The 15,768-nt window shown below is 58.2% G+C and carries 15 protein-coding genes; 7 read left to right on the forward strand and 8 right to left on the reverse strand.

Annotation, left to right across the window (positions count from 1 at the left end; all coding sequences use genetic code 11):
* Positions 1-7 precede the first annotated feature (7 nt).
* Positions 8-1,933, forward strand: coding sequence for an ATP-dependent DNA helicase (locus AAY24_RS00120; protein ID WP_046857952.1), 1,926 nt, complete (start codon positions 8-10; stop codon positions 1,931-1,933).
* Between the two features lie 89 nt (positions 1,934-2,022).
* Positions 2,023-2,718 carry a tRNA (adenosine(37)-N6)-threonylcarbamoyltransferase complex dimerization subunit type 1 TsaB gene (gene tsaB, locus AAY24_RS00125; RefSeq protein ID WP_046857953.1) on the forward strand — a complete coding sequence of 232 codons (696 nt, stop codon included), beginning with the start codon at positions 2,023-2,025 and terminating at the stop codon, positions 2,716-2,718.
* A 73-nt stretch (positions 2,719-2,791) separates the two neighbouring features.
* Here tsaB and AAY24_RS00130 read toward each other — a convergent pair whose 3' ends face one another.
* The 4 genes from AAY24_RS00130 to AAY24_RS00145 form a co-directional block, all read right to left on the reverse strand.
* On the reverse strand, positions 2,792-3,754 hold the full coding sequence (locus tag AAY24_RS00130) for a GGDEF domain-containing protein (RefSeq protein WP_046857954.1): 963 nt from the start codon (positions 3,752-3,754) through the stop codon (positions 2,792-2,794).
* A 2-nt stretch (positions 3,755-3,756) separates the two neighbouring features.
* Positions 3,757-4,746 (reverse strand): response regulator, encoded by a 990-nt coding sequence (locus AAY24_RS00135; RefSeq protein ID WP_046857955.1) that lies wholly within the window; start codon positions 4,744-4,746, stop codon positions 3,757-3,759.
* Positions 4,747-4,890: 144 nt separating this feature from the next.
* The gene (locus AAY24_RS00140) at positions 4,891-5,964 is read right to left on the reverse strand and encodes a hypothetical protein (protein ID WP_046857956.1); all 1,074 of its coding nucleotides are present in this window, start codon (positions 5,962-5,964) and stop codon (positions 4,891-4,893) included.
* Complete coding sequence (locus AAY24_RS00145; protein WP_046857957.1) at positions 5,961-6,932, reverse strand: hypothetical protein; 972 nt, start codon at positions 6,930-6,932, stop codon at positions 5,961-5,963. The genes AAY24_RS00140 and AAY24_RS00145 overlap by 4 nt, the downstream gene beginning before the upstream one ends.
* Before the next feature lie 112 nt (positions 6,933-7,044).
* Between AAY24_RS00145 and AAY24_RS00150 the strand changes: the two genes are divergently transcribed.
* Positions 7,045-8,277: a glycerate kinase type-2 family protein gene (locus tag AAY24_RS00150; protein ID WP_046857958.1), complete on the forward strand. Its 1,233-nt coding sequence runs from the start codon at positions 7,045-7,047 to the stop codon at positions 8,275-8,277.
* A gap of 113 nt (positions 8,278-8,390) precedes the next feature.
* Positions 8,391-9,011, forward strand: coding sequence for a LysE family translocator (locus AAY24_RS00155; protein WP_046857959.1), 621 nt, complete (start codon positions 8,391-8,393; stop codon positions 9,009-9,011).
* A gap of 186 nt (positions 9,012-9,197) precedes the next feature.
* Here AAY24_RS00155 and AAY24_RS00160 read toward each other — a convergent pair whose 3' ends face one another.
* Both AAY24_RS00160 and AAY24_RS00165 read right to left on the reverse strand, forming a co-directional pair.
* On the reverse strand, positions 9,198-9,722 hold the full coding sequence (locus AAY24_RS00160) for a DsrE family protein (RefSeq protein ID WP_082116951.1): 525 nt from the start codon (positions 9,720-9,722) through the stop codon (positions 9,198-9,200).
* A gap of 85 nt (positions 9,723-9,807) precedes the next feature.
* Entirely contained in the window at positions 9,808-10,368 is a 561-nt protein-coding gene (locus AAY24_RS00165) for a TetR/AcrR family transcriptional regulator (RefSeq protein WP_046857960.1), read from the reverse strand.
* A gap of 447 nt (positions 10,369-10,815) precedes the next feature.
* Between AAY24_RS00165 and AAY24_RS00170 the strand changes: the two genes are divergently transcribed.
* Positions 10,816-12,486: a nitrite reductase gene (locus AAY24_RS00170; protein WP_234422216.1), complete on the forward strand. Its 1,671-nt coding sequence runs from the start codon at positions 10,816-10,818 to the stop codon at positions 12,484-12,486.
* A 278-nt stretch (positions 12,487-12,764) separates the two neighbouring features.
* Here the strand turns inward: AAY24_RS00170 and modA are convergent, their stop codons facing one another.
* Entirely contained in the window at positions 12,765-13,517 is a 753-nt protein-coding gene (modA, locus tag AAY24_RS00175) for a molybdate ABC transporter substrate-binding protein (RefSeq protein ID WP_046857962.1), read from the reverse strand.
* A gap of 154 nt (positions 13,518-13,671) precedes the next feature.
* Positions 13,672-14,013, reverse strand: a complete 342-nt coding sequence (locus tag AAY24_RS00180; protein ID WP_046857963.1) for a winged helix-turn-helix domain-containing protein — start codon at positions 14,011-14,013, stop codon at positions 13,672-13,674.
* 202 nt (positions 14,014-14,215) lie between these two features.
* Between AAY24_RS00180 and AAY24_RS00185 the strand changes: the two genes are divergently transcribed.
* Positions 14,216-15,193 carry a TRAP transporter substrate-binding protein gene (locus tag AAY24_RS00185; RefSeq protein WP_335337194.1) on the forward strand — a complete coding sequence of 326 codons (978 nt, stop codon included), beginning with the start codon at positions 14,216-14,218 and terminating at the stop codon, positions 15,191-15,193.
* A gap of 50 nt (positions 15,194-15,243) precedes the next feature.
* Positions 15,244-15,768, forward strand: a complete 525-nt coding sequence (locus AAY24_RS00190; protein ID WP_046857964.1) for a TRAP transporter small permease — start codon at positions 15,244-15,246, stop codon at positions 15,766-15,768.

The raw sequence follows: 15,768 nt of genomic DNA on the forward strand, positions 1-15,768 counted from the left end.
TCAGGGCATGTCAGAGATCAGCGAAGTGCTGGGCCCCGATGGTCTGCTGGCGGACAGCGTGGAGGGCTTTACCTATCGTCCCCAGCAGGAGGCGATGGCCGAAGCCGTGATGTCCGCCATGACCCGGGGCGAGGTGCTGATCAGTGAGGCCGGTACCGGCACCGGTAAAACCTACGCCTATCTGGTGCCGGTCCTGCTGTCGGGCCAGAAAGTGATCATCTCCACCGGCACCAAGAACCTGCAGGATCAGCTGTTTCATCGTGATCTGCCCCGGGTCAAACAGGCCCTGGCGGTGCCGGCGGACGTAGCCCTGCTCAAAGGTCGCGCCAACTACCTCTGTACACACCGCCTGGCCATGACCCAACTGGAGGGACGCCTCAACAGCCGCGCGATGGTGGATCAGCTGATGCAGGTGCAGCGCTGGTCCGGCCGCACCCGTAGTGGTGACATCGCCGAACTGACCGATATTCCGGAAGACGCCCCCATCTGGCCCCTGGTCACCTCCACCACGGAAAACTGTCTGGGTGCGGAGTGCAGCGACTACAGCAGCTGCCACCTGGTGGAGGCGCGGCGGCGCGCCCAGGAGGCCGACCTGGTGGTGATTAATCACCACCTGCTGTGCGCCGATTTCGCCCTCAAGGAGGGCGGTTTTGGGGAGTTGTTGCCGGGGGCGGACTGTTTTGTGGTGGATGAGGCCCACCAGTTGCCGGAGGTGGCGGGTAACTTCTTCGGGACCGGTCTGAGTGGCCGGCAGCTGCTGGATCTCTGTCGGGATATCGATACCGAGTACCAGCGCGAGGCGGGGGATCTCAAGGCCATACCGGAGCAGTCTGGTCAGCTGGCCAAGGTGACCCGGGATCTGCGCCTGCTGTTTGGCCTGGATCTGCGCCGGGGGCCCTGGTCAGAGATCGCCGGCAATCCCCAGATCATGGGGGGACTGGAGCAGCTGGACCAGCAGCTGACCAAAATGATCGAACTGCTGCAACTGGTGCAGGGTCGCGGCAAGGGACTGGAGAGTTGCCTGACCCGTTGTAACGCCCTGCGTCAGTGCCTCAACGAGCTGACCGGGGAAGATGAGACCCAGGCCAATCATATCCGCTGGTTCGAAACCTACCGGCAAAGTTTTCGTCTAAACCGCACCCCGCTGGATATCTCCTCGTTGTTCCAGGCCCGTATGGCCAGCCATCCCGGCAGCTGGATCTTCACCTCGGCGACCCTGGCTGTCGGTGGGCGGTTCGATCACTTTCAGCGTCAGCTGGGGCTGGACGAGGCGCGTACCGCCTGCTGGGACAGTCCGTTCGACTATCCCCACCAGGCACTCTGGTTCGTACCCAAGGGGATGCCCCAGCCCCGTGATCCGAACTATACCCAGGCGGTACTCGATGTGGCCGTGCCGGTGATCCAGGCCAGCCAGGGACGTGCCTTCATGCTGTTCACCAGTCACCGGGCGCTGCGCGAAGCGGCGGAAAAACTGGAAGATCGACTCGACTATCCGCTGCTGGTACAGGGCAGCATGCCGAAGGGGGAACTGCTGGCGCGCTTTCGTCAACTGGGCAATGCGGTGTTGCTGGGAACCGCCAGTTTCTGGGAAGGGGTGGACGTGCGGGGTGAGGCGCTCTCCTGTGTGATTATCGATAAACTTCCGTTTGCCTCACCGGGCGATCCGGTTCTGCAGGCGCGTATTGATGCCCTGCGTAAGCAGGGCGGCAACCCGTTCATGGAGTTCCAGGTGCCCCAGGCGGCGATCGCCCTGAAGCAGGGAGCGGGCCGGCTGATCCGGGATGAGACCGATCGGGGTGTGCTGGTGATCTGCGATCCCCGTCTGTTGAAACGGGGCTACGGTCACCTGTTCCTGGAGAGTCTGCCGCCGATGGCACGCACCCGGGATCCGCAGGATGTGGTGCGTTTTTTCCAGACCGAAGCAACCGGATGAAACACGGTTCCCGGCAGGCTATGGGGGAACAATGAATTGACCTGCCAGAGGGATACTTTTCTGCGGCAGCTGGGATACAATCGCCCTCCATGAAAATACTCGCTATAGAAACCGCCACGGAAGCCTGTTCCGCCGCCCTGTTGATTGATGAGGCTGTCAGCCTGCGTTATCAGGTGCAGCCCCGTATGCACAGTCAACTGATACTACCGATGATGGATGAACTGCTGGCGGAGGCCGGTCTGTCACTTGCCCAGCTCGATGCCATTGCCTTTGGCCGGGGGCCCGGTGCATTTACCGGAGTGCGTATAGCGGCTGGCGTAGCGCAGGGCGCAGCCTTTGCTGCCGATCTGCCGGTGGTGCCGGTATCCACCCTGGCGGCCCTGGCCCAGCGCGCTTTTCGCGAGCTGGGATGGCGGCGTCTGCTGCCGGCCTATGATGCCCGCATGCAGGAGGTTTACTGGGGTGCCTATGGGGTGGATGAGCAGGGTCTGGTGGTGTCGCAGGTGGCCGATGAAGTGTCGGCGCCCGATCGGGTCACACTGCCGGAAGGGGATGGTTGGCAGGGCGTGGGAGCGGGCTGGAGTAGCTACCGTTCCCTGCTGGAGCAACGATTGGCCGGGGCGGTGGAAGCGGTGAATGGGGAACTGCTCTGCAGTGCCCAGGATGTGGCGCTGCTTGGCGCGGCCGGTTTCGCCGCTGGCCGGGCGGTGGCCCCGGAGCAGGCGCTGCCGGTCTATCTGCGTGACAAGGTGGCATTGAGACCCGGCGAGTCCCGGCAAAAATGACTGCGCCGGGCTGTGAAGGCCCGGCTCGATTTACCCCGTGGCTGCAGGGTGTCGGAGGGAGGCGATGGAGTCGCTACTCTTCGACGTAAAGCGTGGAGCGGTTCCTGCCGCTCTCTTTGGACAGGTAGAGCGCCTTGTCCGCCTGTTCCAGCCAGACGCTATGGCTGCCCATGTTCTTGCGCAGCTCCGAAACCCCCAGACTGATGTTGAAGCGGATCTCCTGATCTTCATAAAACACCGGCATTGCTTCAATCATCTTGCGCAGGCGCTCTGCGAAAATCATTCCGCCCTTTGCCTCAGTGCCCAGCAGAATGACGCAGAACTCCTCGCCGCCATAGCGACCGGCAATGTCCATATCCCGCTTGGTCTCCCGCAGCATGGCCGAGGTGGCTCTGATCACCTCGTCGCCGGCCTGGTGACCATAGGTATCATTGACCCGTTTGAAGTGGTCAATGTCGAACATCACCAGGGTAGAGGGCTGATTACTGCGCTGGAACCGTTTGAATTCGTTCTGCAACTGGTTTTCCCAGGCGCGGCGGTTAAGCAGTCCGGTGAGTCCGTCAGTGCGGCCCAGGCGGTCCAACTGCTCATTGGCCGATTGCAGGGCGATCTCGTCCAGGGCCGCATCGGTGGCATCATGCAGCATCAGGCAGACATGCTCCACCTGGCCGGATATCCCGGTCAGGGGGAAGATGGTCATGTTCTGATACATGATTTCAGAGCGACCGGTGATCGGGTGGTGACTGTTAAAGCGGATGATGTAAGGGCGCTGCTGCCAGGAGGAGAAGGCCCGGTTGTTGAGCAGGAAGACCGTGTCCAGCTTTCTCTGCAACCACTGAACCGGCAGTTCCGGAAACGCTTCAAACAGGTTTTTGTCGGTCAGGGCGGCGGGGTTGATGCCGCTGTGGTTCCACATGAAGTGATTCCAGATCTTGATCCGGTGGTGGCGATCCAGTACCACCAGGCCCACGTCCAGGTTCTGTATTATCCCCAGCAGCAGATGCATTTCTGAGATGTCTTCATCCAGGCCACTCATGGTCAATTAAACTCCCCACCGGAACGCTTTTTCAGTGCCGGGATAGATTCCGGCGTGAGCAGTACCAACTGGTTGCAGCGGATCTGTTTATCCCCGATCTCGTAGTTGACCTCAATGGTCAGTATGCGGTCATGTCCCTTTCGTCTGGCCAGGGTCATGCCACTCTCCTGGCTGTAGATGGCCAGGTGTGGATGGCCCTGGCTGAAAGAGACATCCAGCTGTTCGGCAAACCCTTTCAGGAATGCGCCGACCAGCACATTGGCAATCTCTATGTAGAGCTCGACCTCACTGGGCGTTTCCGACTGCCTGAGATCAAAGTCGAACAGTCTGGCAACATGCTGGATATTGGTATCGTGGAACAGCATCAGATTTTCACCGGCTATTCCGCTGCCGATGAATCCCTGGGTGATACAGGTAAAGTTGTCGCCATGAGCGGTGGCGTTGAGGGTCATCTCCACTTCACCACGGGCCATCAGGCTGACGTGGGGGATGGAGAGTTCGACCCGTTCGTTGATCAGGCGAACCAGCAGATCCGCTGCCCGGCCCATGGCTACGTTGGAGATCTCCTGTATCCAGTCGTTGAAGGTGACCTGGATCTTTGGGGCGGCCTGGTTGTCCGTCAATATTCCCAACACACCGAACTGATCGAGAATCCGGGTCAGTTCCGCGCTGTCGATCGGTTTGCGGATGAATGCCACGGCGCCCAGTGACATCACCAGTCTGTGGGTATCGGGTTGAATGTCGCCGGAGATGACAATGGGCAGGGTAGGCAGGTCCTTCTGGCGAATATACTGCAGTACCTCGAAGCCATCCATCACCGGCATGTTCAGGTCGAGCAGCAGGATGTCGCCTTTCCCCGCTTCGATTGACTCGATAGCCTGCCGGCCGTTTTCGCAGAATGTAATATCCACATTCCAACCTGCCGGCAGGGCATGCATAACCTGCTTTCGGGCAAAACTTGAGTCGTCACAGATGATGACGGGTGTCGGCATAGTTGGACCGTTTTATCGTTGTTATGGCCGTTTCGCAGTCAGTATACCCATAGATGCTTGGGGCCGGAGAAAGCGCCAGGAAAACTATCGGCGCATTATACGCATGCCGGGCGGTCACTCCCAACAGTCTGTTTCAAGTGCGTTTTATTCTCCGGAACTGGAGGAGGGTAGCACGGGAATCAGCTCCGGTCCTCCGCCCTGGAAGTAGTAGTCGTATCGGCTGTGCAACCGGGAGGTCAGGCTCCACGCCTCGCTGAACGAGAGACCGCTTTTTTCCGGGAATATGACCTTGATATAAAGGCCGTTGGGGTGCTGCTCCTTAAGCTGTTCCAGTTGCTCTTCCAGTTCCGCCTGGGAGACCTTTTGGTAGCCGTCGGCGTCCTGGATTTTATATTCGATCAGGATATCCTGGCCGGGCTTGGTGTAACGTACGTCCACCAGGTAACGGCCGGCGGGTGAACGGGCCGGACGGATCAACTTGTCATATTTGACTTTCAGCTGTTCGAAATCGGACTGCAGGTTCTGCAGCTGTCGGCCGCTCTCCCGTTGCGCGACCCGGGCCGCCAGCAGTTCACCGGTCTGGCTGTTATAGCGCTGTTGCAGTTGCGTCAGCTGCTCTTTAACCGTTGCATAGTTCTCCTCCAGCGTATTCAGTGCCGAATGGGCCGAGGCAACCTCTTCCTGGAAACGGCCCAACTGCTGTTGCGCCGAGAGCAGGGTCTGTTGCAGCTCTTCCAGGTTCTGTTGCTGTTGCTGGATCAGGGTGTCGCGTTTCTTCAGTTGCTGGGTGAGGGTGTAGTTTTCCGCATTGAGCTGATCACGCAGCAGCTGTAACGACTCTTTTTCCGCCTGCAGTTGGACAATGTCCCGGTGCTGGGTGTCGATGGTGCCCGCCTGTTCGGTGCGCTGCTCTTCCAGCTGCATGAGTCGCATGCGCAGCATGGAGAGATCGTTTTCCGCCGCGAACAGTTTCAGCGCCAGACTCTCTTTCTCTTCACCGGTGGTCTTGGCCAGCTCCACCGCGGCCCGTTCAGCTTCCATGGTGGAGCGCAGTTGCTTGACCAGTTCGATATTGCGTAACAGCAGTACCACCATGGCGATCACAAATATCATCACGATAACCGTCATGATATCGGTGAAGGATGGCCAGAAACTCTCCTGGTTCTGCCCGTCCTGGCGGTTCAGTCGCAGGTCGACGAAGCTGTTGTCCGGGTTCATACGTCCTCGTGCAGCCGGAATCCGTCTCTGAGCAGCTTCTTGATATCCTCCATCTCCTGGGCGATGGGCTGGATTCTCTCCTCATAGACCTGGTTAAAGGCGTTGTTGATCGACTGCTCCAGGGATTGGATGTTGCCCTGGGACTGCTGCATCTCCGAGGCCAGCTCCTGGAAGGAAGACTGGGACGACTCCATCTTGGCGATCAGGCTCTGCAGGGAGCGGATCAGCCCGCTGAACTCAAACAGGACACTCTCGTTCTGGATCTGGAACCGGGGCATCAGGTGGGCGGCGGTAATCTGTTCCACCGCGCTCACCAGATTGGTCTGCACATCGGTCAGCTTCATGTAGAAGTAGCCGAAGAAGATGTAACAGACGATGGCGGTAATGGTGGTGGAGAGGGCGGTGGACATGCCGTGGATCACCAGCCCCATGCCATTCACATCCACTGCCGAGGCGAGCAGGTCGGAGGCGCCGATCAGGGCGATGGAAAGAGACACAATGGTGCCGAACACGCCGGTCAGGATCAGGGTGTTGTTGATGAATTTGGGCAGACTGTTACGGGTGCTCTCCGACGCCACCAGGGTGGTGGCCAGGGCGCTGTGATTGATCGGCGTGTTGGCTCTGTGCAGTGCCTCCAGGGTTCGGTAGCGATGCGCGATGATGCGCTGTTCACCAATCTCGTAGAGCGGATCGACCTTGTCCCGGAGGTTCGCCATGAACTGCACCACGGCCCGCTCCTCCAGGCCATAACTGACCAGGATGGTAATGATTTTCAGAAGTCCGAGGGTGAACAGGGTGAGAATGGTGCCGTTGATGATCAGGCCGGTGGGGGTGAGCTGGTCGCGGAAGTAGATCTCATTGATGAAATCGAGTTTCCAGTAGAGCAGGCCGGCGCCGATGGCGCCAAGGACGATCATTCTGAACAGGATATTGCGACTGAAGTGACGGCGTATCTGTATGCTTTCCAAGACTGTTCCCCCCGGCGAAGATGCCAAGCTTACCATATCTTGCAGGTGAGGCTAGAATGATCACACCATTTATGCATGTGTGTTTTTTTCAGTGTAACAACGGGGAATCGGTATGGCGGATATGGCGGGTGCTCGGCAGGACTTGCTGACTATTTTTCAGGCAGCACTGGACCGTGTGGAAGGGCGTCGCTGTGTCCGTGAATCGTTGCAGCATGATCCGCAACCGGTATCCCTTATCGCGCTCGGTAAGGCAGCTCAGTCGATGGCCCAGGGCGCGCTCGATGCGCTTGGTGATCGGGTGCTGGATGGGCTGGTGATCTCCAAGGCGGGCCATATGGATGGGGCGTTGCTGAACGGGGCCGGGCTCAACTGTCTCGAAGGAGCACATCCGGTTCCGGATGAACGCAGCCTGCGGGCCGGCCGGGAACTGGTGGAGTTTATCCAGAGCCGACCCAAGGATCGACAACTGCTGTTCCTTATTTCCGGTGGGACATCAGGATTGGTGGAGCTGCTGCATGATGGTATTGACCTGGCGATGTTGCAGCGGGTCAACCAGTGGCTGTTGGGTGGCGGGTTGCCGATCGATGCCATGAACCGGGTGCGCAAAGCGCTCTCCCGGATCAAAGGGGGTGGACTGATTCCTTATCTACAGCGCAGACCGGCCCGGGTGTTGCTGATCTCGGATGTACCGGGTGATGACCCGGGGATAGTGGGTTCCGGCTTGCTGGTGGCGGAAAAGGGCGCGCCGGACAGGCTGGAAGATCTGTCCCTGCCCGGCTGGTTGCGGGCCATGTTGCCGGCGGTGCCAGGGGAGAGAGCCACGGCAGCGGACAATGTACAGGTCAGTATTGTGGCGTCACTGTCCGATGCCCGCGAGGCGGCAGCTGAGAAGGGCCGGGAACTGGGCTATGCGGTGAACCTGCATCGGGCCCACCTGGGTGGTGATGTCAATATCGTCGGCCAGCGTCTCGCCTATGAGCTGGGTGATGCCTGGCCCGGCCTCTACATCTGGGGGGGCGAACCGACCGTGCAACTGCCGGAGGAGCCCGGTCAGGGTGGACGTAACCAGCATCTGGCGCTACTGGTGGCTGCCCAGATAGCGGGACGGCAGGATATCTGTTTCCTGGCCGCCGGTACCGACGGTGGGGATGGTCCGGGGGAGGATGCCGGTGCACTGGTGGATGGTGGCAGCGTGGGTCGCGGTAAGCGGGTGCTCGGTATCACTCCGCAGGTCTGCCTGGATCGGGCCGACTCCGGCCGTTTCCTGGCGGCCAGCGGTGACCTGATCCAGACCGGTCCCACCGGCACCAATGTGATGGACCTGATGATCGGCCTGAAGCTTTGAGAACTTCTCGCAGGTTGTGATCCTGAATGGTCGTCGATCATCCCGGGGTCTCAACGTGGTAAGGTGCTGCAAGCCAGCGTAGATGGTGGTTTATAACTCATAGAGGAGTTGTGATGTTTGAAAGCGCGACCCTGTTGCTGTTTGTTTCCTCTTCCTTGTTGCTGGCACTGGCGCCCGGCCCCGACAACCTGTTCGTATTGGCCACATCCATTGCCCGGGGTGCGGTGGCGGGGCTGATCACCACCCTGGGACTTTGTAGCGGATTGTTTGTCCATACCGGGGCGGTGGCGCTTGGTGTGGCGGTGCTGATCCAGGAGTCGGCACTGGCGTTTTCCATACTCAAGATCGGTGGTGCGCTCTATCTCGCCTGGCTGGCCTGGCAGGTGCTGCGGGCACCGGCTGAAACGCTCACCGCACGCCAGAGCAGCGAAAGTTACCGGCGCCTCTATCTGCGCGGGGTGTTGATGAACATTATGAATCCCAAGGTATCGCTCTTTTTCCTCGCCTTCCTGCCCCAGTTTGTCAACCCGGCCCAGGGCAGTGTTACCCTGCAGATAGGGATTCTGGGACTGCTGTTCATGGTCAGCGCCCTGCTGGTATTCGGGATTATCAGCCTGGCGGCCGGGAAAATCGGCGCGTTTCTGCGGCGCGGTAGAGGCGGGGTGATCCTCAACCGGTTGAGCGGTGTGGTGTTTGCCGGCCTGGCGGTAAAACTGTTGTTGGTGGAGCGGTGAGTTTTTCGGCACACACCGGTGTGGTTTAACTGTCAGGAGACGTATAGATAAAGGGACCGGCAGTGGAGAGAGAGCTCGACCGGCAAAAGGGGCTGGCCCCGTCTGACCGCCTTCGGCGAGGTGTTTCCGGGTCACCTGGTTAAAAAAGCCGGCCCATGGGCCGGCTTTGTTTTGCTGGTTCTGCTGTTACGGTTTGAGCTGGGGCTGTTCCAGGTAACGAACATCCTTAACCGGTAGGGGAAGCGGGTTTATGTAGGCATAACCCTGGGACTGCAGATAGGCTATCTCCGGGAAACCGGCTGGCACCACGGTGACAAAGCCATGCATATCTTCAGCCGTGTAACCGGCCGCCCGCATGGCGTTGTTGCACATGCGGAATTCCACGCCCATCTCCGATAACTCGGCCAGCTTGTCAATGACGCCCTGGTACTTCTCGTAGTTCTCCTTGGCGAAAGTGCGCAGTTCCGGACCATGGGTGACCACCACCATCTTGCCCTTCAGCGGCGTGGAGGTGTTCTTTACAAAGTTGTAAAGCACGTTGAGTTTGGTGGGGTCCTCGTAGTTGACGTCGAACACGGCATTGATGGTGGGATACTCGTGCATGTCAGTCTTCGCTGTGCCGTACGGGGCAAAGCTGCTATCCGCCACGGCCAGGCCTGTGCCACACAGGAGTGCTCCGATCATGGATAGGGTGGTGAGTGTTTTCTTCATTCTATTAACTCCTTACTGGTAGTTTGGGTAGAGCGCATCCCAGCTGTGTATGCCCCACTTTCCTGATAGGGTTTTTTATTAATTCCTAGAGACTCTCTATCCACTGTTTCAGTCGAGCGGTCTCACGCAGTAGGGCGTCAGGATCTCGGAATGCGTTGGCAACCAGACTGGCTCCCTGTAACGCCATCACCAGATGTTCCGCCAGTCCTGCGGCATCCCCATGACCGCACTGCCGAAACTGCTGCTCGGACCATTGGCGGATTCGCTCAAGCGGCCGGGCCGCAGCTTCAGCGGCCTTTCCCCCTCCCTTGGCCAGCTCCGAGCAGAGGCTCCCCAGTGGACAGCCGTAGCGGGCGTCCACCTCACTGTCATCCCGCCAGACGTTGATCAGCGCTATCAGTTTCTCTTTTGGTCCAGGTAACCCGGCCCAGGAACCAACCAGCTTCTCCAGCTCCTGCATACGCAGGTCGACGATGGCGTGAACCAGGGCGTCTTTAGTCTTGAAGTAGTAGTAGATCCCACCGGGCGGCATTCGGGCGCTTTTCGCCACTTCCGCCAGAGTCGTGCGCGTGTATCCATGTCGATGGATCCGTTGTGCCGCTCTCCGGACAAGCCGTTCACGCCGTTTCTTCGATCTCTCTTGCATAGTTCTGATAAAAGTCAGTTGGCTGACTTAGTATTGTCATCAGTAGCGGGTAAGTCAAGGTGGTGGAAAAAATTCTCTGTAAAACGGTGAAGAGGGAATGGTCTGTACGGTTGGCTGTCGGCTATCTGCCATGTCGGAGTGATGGTCTACTCCATCTCCGCACCGGTCTGGATGGCGGTAATCTGAGCGATATCACACAGTTCAGCGCAATCAGGAGAGGGGATTGTTGCTCAAGTTGATTCAAGTCAAAGAGTGGCGGGTTAATACAACCATATAAAGCGGACTGTTCTAAAAGTACATTGATTCACCCAATAACAAGAAAAATAGAAGCCTGTAATCAGGCCGCGCGTCTTTCGTTTTTTACCTGAGGAGAAGTTAATGAAAATAACCCGATACAGGCCTTTGTGCCGCACTCTTGCTGTATCCAGTCTCGCGCTTGGTTTGGTGATGGCGCCCGCGTTTGCTGCCAATGAAGGTGACCACCCGATCGGCGGCGAAGAGCAGCGATATGAAGGCGCCCCATCGACAGTGAATCCAGGAGATGTCAAGGATGTGGTGAGTCCGGCAGCACCGAAGATCAGTGCGGCAGAATTTGAAAAGGCAAAGAAGATATTCTTTGAGCGTTGTGCCGGTTGTCATGGCGTATTGCGAAAAGGGGCAACCGGTAAGCCCCTGACGCCCGACGTGACTCTGCCCAAGGGAACCGAGTATCTGAAACTGTTTATCAATTTCGGTTCGCCGGCCGGAATGCCCAACTGGGGAACCTCGGGGGAACTGACCCCTGATGAAGTGGACCTGATGGCCCGTTACCTGCAACATGAACCACCCATCCCGCCCGAGTTCGGTATGGCCGAGATGAAGGCCACCTGGAAGGTGGTGGTGCCGCCGGAAGACCGCCCCAAGCAGAAGTTGAATGATCTGGATCTGGAGAATATGTTTTCGGTGACCCTGCGGGATGCCGGCAAGATCGCCCTGATCGATGGTGCCACGAAAAAAATTGTCCATGTGATCAAGACCGGCTATGCCGTACATATCTCCCGGATCTCGGCGTCCGGTCGGTATCTCTATGTGATCGGCCGGGATGCCAAGATCAACCTGATCGATCTCTGGATGAAGACGCCGGATACGGTTGCCGAAATCAAAGTCGGCCTGGAGGCCCGCTCGGTGGAGACTTCCAAGTACAAAGGCATGGAAGACAAGTATGCCATCGCCGGCACCTACTGGCCGCCGCAGTTTGTGATCATGGATGGTGATACGCTGGAACCGAAAAAGATTGTCGCGACACGGGGTATGACCGTGGATACCCAGGATTACCATCCGGAACCCCGGGTGGCGGCTATTGTAGCTTCCCATGAACATCCCGACTTCATCATCAATGTGAAAGAGACCGGCAAGGTGTTGATGGTGAATTATGAAGATATCAGGAATCTTCAGGTCACCGAAATCGAAGCGGCCCGGTTCCTGCACGATGGCGGCTGGGATTCCACCCAGCGCTATTTCATGTCGGCCGCCAACAAGTCCAACAAAATAGCGGTGGTCGATTCCCGGGAGCGCAAGCTGGCGGCCCTGGTGGAGGTGGGAGCGATTCCCCATCCGGGGCGCGGAGCCAACTTTATTGACCCGGAGTTCGGGCCGGTCTGGGCTACCAGTCACCTGGGTGATGACACTATTGCGTTGATCGGTACTGATCCGGAAAAGCATAAGGATAACGCCTGGAAAGTGGTGCGTAGTCTGAAAGGACAGGGAGGCGGCTCTCTGTTCATCAAGTCCCACCCCAATTCGAGCAATCTCTATGTTGATACGGCGCTCAGTCCCCATGAGGCGATCAGTCAGTCTGTGGCAGTGCTGGATATCAATAACCTGGATAAAGGATTCGAGGTTCTGCCTATCGCCCAATGGGCGGATCTTGGGGAGGGAGCCAAACGTGTTGTTCAGCCGGAGTTCAACAAGGCAGGCGATGAGGTCTGGTTCTCGGTCTGGAACGGCAAGGAGCAGACATCAGCCATCGTGGTGGTGGATGACAAGAGCCGGAAACTGAAGGCGGTGATCAAGGATGAACGGCTGGTGACGCCAACCGGTAAGTTCAATTTCTACAACACCCTGCACGATATCTATTAGGCGGCATTCGGCGTGTGACAAAGGCAGGGCTTGCGGCCCTGCCTTTGTTGTTACGGCAAACTGTTCAGCAAAGTTGTGCGGCCAGGGCTTTTTTCAAAAGTAACCAAAACACCCGCTCCATCACGCCACGCCCGGGGTGTTCTCTCTTTCGCGCTAGTCACGGGAAACGCAAAACTGGCTGTATTCAAACAGATGGCCGCCAATCCCCGTATCGGATGGCGATACGGGGTGGCACGGATACCGGCTCATCCTGTCCGGCCGGAAGAGATCGTCCGGTATCAGGGTAAGCCGTAGCCAAACCCCCGGATGATTTCAGTGGCTTCAGCGCCGCGCACGAACTCAATGAACCCCCTGGCTGCCGGGCTCTCTTCCAGCAACACCGCCTGCTGTTCAATCGGAGCATACTCATCTACGGGAACCTCCCACAGTGATCCCTCCAGGGGATAGCCGGGCCGTTTTACCTGGGAATAGGCAACAAAGCCCAGGTCGGCGCTGCCGCTTCTGACAAACTGGAATGTCTGGCCAATATTTTCACCCCGCACCAGGTAACCCTGCAGCTCATCCCACAAGCCGCGTGCCTGAAGAAACTGCTGGGCGGCCTTGCCGTAGGGTGCCAGTCTCGGATTGGCGATGGCCAGGTGGCGAAACGGTTGCTGTTGCAGAACATTGCCCTGCCCATCCACGTAATCCGGCTTGGGGCTCCACAGAACAATCCGACCCACCGCGTAGGTGAAACGACTGCCGGGGATGGCTAGACCCTCCTGTTCCAGCAACTCCGGGCGATGGGCGTCTGCGGCGAAAAAGGCGGCAAACGGTGCGCCGTGCTGAATCTGGGCGTAGTGTTTTCCGGTTGCGCCAAACACCAGGCTGATCTGGTGACCACTCTGCGCTTCGTAGCGTTTGGCGATTGCCTTGATCGGTTCGGCAAAGTTGCTGGCAACAGCGATATTGATGGTATCGGCCTGTACCGCTACTGGACCCAGCAGCAGGCATGAAATGGTGATCAGACGGATCAGTATAGAGTGTTTCATCGTGCGTTAAACCTCGGTCATTATGAAAGACGTATATCGGTTCACTGCTGAACCGGTACCTTCCAACCGCCCGCCGGACGGTGAAAAGGGTGGGGCCGGGTATCCATAACCGATAGCCACTGGCAGATCCTTGCCCGGATTGGTGGTCGGTATGTCAAATCTCTAACTTGGTTGAGCGCTGCTCCAGGTAATTGCCGAAATCACGGTGGGCGGACCAGAAAACCTGGATGGCTTTTTCACCGGTTTCGGTCAGGCGTGCGCCGCCACCGCCCCGTCCACCGGTACTTTTTTCAACTACCGGTGACCGGCTCTGCCGGTTCATGGAATCAACCAGTTTCCAGGCGCGCAGGTAAGACATCTCCATAGCCCGCGCAGCGGCGCTGATCGAACCGTGTTCACGTATGTTTTCCAGCAATACGACACGCCCATAACCGAGGAAAGTGCCTTCCGGCCCTTCGATCCAAAGACGACCCCGCAGTCGATACTGTTTGCTCATGGTGTGTGTTCCGGCAGGTGCTGAAAATCATATCGTAATATTCTACAGAATATAACGCAATATGGTCGGCACAAAATTGTGCAGCAGCGGTTCCAGCCTTGACGCCCACTGCAGCCCTGTCTATGTTTAATCAGGTTAATGGGCAATAATTTGCCGATAAAACAAGATGATCCGATTACTTAATGGCAAAGGGGAAGTGCCTGTGAAAAAGATTCTGCCAAAACAGTGGCTGATCCTGGCGAGCTGCCTGGTGATGCCGGTCTTCGGTGCTTCCGCTGCCACCCAGTGGGAGATGCCGACTCCCTATGGTGATGGGGTGCACCACACCCGCAACGTCCGGCTTTTTGCTGAAGATGTCATGCGGACCAGTAACGGGGAGTTGGAGATCAAGGTCCACTCTGGCGCCTCGCTGTTCAAACATCCGGATATTCATCGGGCGGTACGCAGTGGCCAGGTCAGTATTGGTGAGATGCTGATGGCGCTGCTGGGAAATCAGGATCCTCTGTTCAAGGTGGATAACATTCCGTTCCTGGCCAGCGATTTCGACAGTGCCAAAAAATTGTGGCAGGTCAGCCGACCCTACGTCGAGAAGAGTCTGGCCCGGGATGGCTTGATGCTGCTGTATGCAGTGCCCTGGCCACCGCAAGGTTTCTATACCAAAAAAGCGGTTGCTTCTGTAAAGGACTTTGACGGTATGAAAATGCGCGCCTACAGCCCCACCACTTCCCGTTTGGCGGTGCTGCTGAAAGGAGCGCCCACCACCGTACAGACTCCGGAGATACCCCAGGCGTTCAGCACCGGCATCATCGACGCCATGGTGACTTCACCCACCACCGGAGTCAGCAGTCAGGCCTGGGATTTTGTCGGCCACTATACCGATACCCGGGCGTGGATCCCCAAGAATATGGTAATAGTCAATGCCCGGGCGTTTAAACGTCTCTCCCCGGCGGTGCAGGATGCACTGCTGGCAGCCGCCAGCCGTGCTGAGGAGCGTGGCTGGGAGATAGCAGTCAGCGAGACCGCCGAGAAGACCGCGACGCTGAAAGAGCAGGGTATGCAGGTGAACTCCCCCACCGCCCGGTTCAAGTCCGAGTTGAAAGCGATCGGCGATGTCATGAGTAGGGAGTGGGCCAGCGAAGCGGGTGAAGTCGGTGCCGAAATACTTAAGGCGATGCAGTAATACAGTAGAAGGGCGGTAACAGGCCGGTGGTTGTCCGCCAAGTATCCTTAATGCGCAGACTGCTCGACCGGCTCTACCTGACAGCCGCTGCCGTTGCCGGTCTTTGCCTGGTGCTTATGGCCCTGCTCATACTGGTGCAGATCGTGGGGCGCTGGTTTGGTGTGGTAGTTCCCTCCACCGAAGATTTTTCCGGTTTTCTGCTGGCGGCGGCCAGCTTTCTGGCTCTGGCCTATACCCTCCGCAGCGGGGGACATATCCGGGTCAGCCTGGTTATCAGTCACTTGCATGGTCGCTCACGCCGATTGATGGAGGGGGTGGTGTTGCTGCTGGCGCTGGTGCTGGTGGGGTATGCGGCCTGGTCAGCATCGCAGTTGGTGCTTGAATCGTACCGCTTTCAGGAGGTGAGCCAGGGTTACATTCCGGTCCTGTTGTGGATACCCCAGCTGCCGATGGCGGTCGGCCTGCTGGTCCTGGAGATTGCACTGCTGGATGAGTGGGTGCTGCTGTTGCGGGGCGACCAACCCCGGTACATGCGCCATGATGAGTCGGCCGTCGGTCCCGGCATGGGGAAGTGA

The organism is Sedimenticola thiotaurini, from assembly GCF_001007875.1.
Classification (GTDB): domain Bacteria; phylum Pseudomonadota; class Gammaproteobacteria; order Chromatiales; family Chromatiaceae; genus Sedimenticola; species Sedimenticola thiotaurini.

What these genes read in the sequence shown, in the direction of transcription:
- AAY24_RS00155 (WP_046857959.1), top strand. Translation starts at nt 8,391, where the DNA reads ATGTTTGAAAGCGCGACCCTGTTGCTGTTTGTTTCCTCTTCCTTGTTG.
- tsaB (WP_046857953.1), top strand. Translation starts at nt 2,023, where the DNA reads ATGAAAATACTCGCTATAGAAACCGCCACGGAAGCCTGTTCCGCCGCC.
- AAY24_RS00130 (WP_046857954.1), bottom strand. Translation starts at nt 3,754, where the DNA reads ATGAGTGGCCTGGATGAAGACATCTCAGAAATGCATCTGCTGCTGGGG.
- AAY24_RS00150 (WP_046857958.1), top strand. Translation starts at nt 7,045, where the DNA reads ATGGCGGATATGGCGGGTGCTCGGCAGGACTTGCTGACTATTTTTCAG.
- AAY24_RS00120 (WP_046857952.1), top strand. Translation starts at nt 8, where the DNA reads ATGTCAGAGATCAGCGAAGTGCTGGGCCCCGATGGTCTGCTGGCGGAC.
- AAY24_RS00135 (WP_046857955.1), bottom strand. Translation starts at nt 4,746, where the DNA reads ATGCCGACACCCGTCATCATCTGTGACGACTCAAGTTTTGCCCGAAAG.
- modA (WP_046857962.1), bottom strand. Translation starts at nt 13,517, where the DNA reads ATGAAACACTCTATACTGATCCGTCTGATCACCATTTCATGCCTGCTG.
- AAY24_RS00190 (WP_046857964.1), top strand. Translation starts at nt 15,244, where the DNA reads ATGCGCAGACTGCTCGACCGGCTCTACCTGACAGCCGCTGCCGTTGCC.
- AAY24_RS00170 (WP_234422216.1), top strand. Translation starts at nt 10,816, where the DNA reads ATGGCGCCCGCGTTTGCTGCCAATGAAGGTGACCACCCGATCGGCGGC.
- AAY24_RS00180 (WP_046857963.1), bottom strand. Translation starts at nt 14,013, where the DNA reads ATGAGCAAACAGTATCGACTGCGGGGTCGTCTTTGGATCGAAGGGCCG.
- AAY24_RS00140 (WP_046857956.1), bottom strand. Translation starts at nt 5,964, where the DNA reads ATGAACCCGGACAACAGCTTCGTCGACCTGCGACTGAACCGCCAGGAC.
- AAY24_RS00160 (WP_082116951.1), bottom strand. Translation starts at nt 9,722, where the DNA reads ATGAAGAAAACACTCACCACCCTATCCATGATCGGAGCACTCCTGTGT.
- AAY24_RS00165 (WP_046857960.1), bottom strand. Translation starts at nt 10,368, where the DNA reads ATGCAAGAGAGATCGAAGAAACGGCGTGAACGGCTTGTCCGGAGAGCG.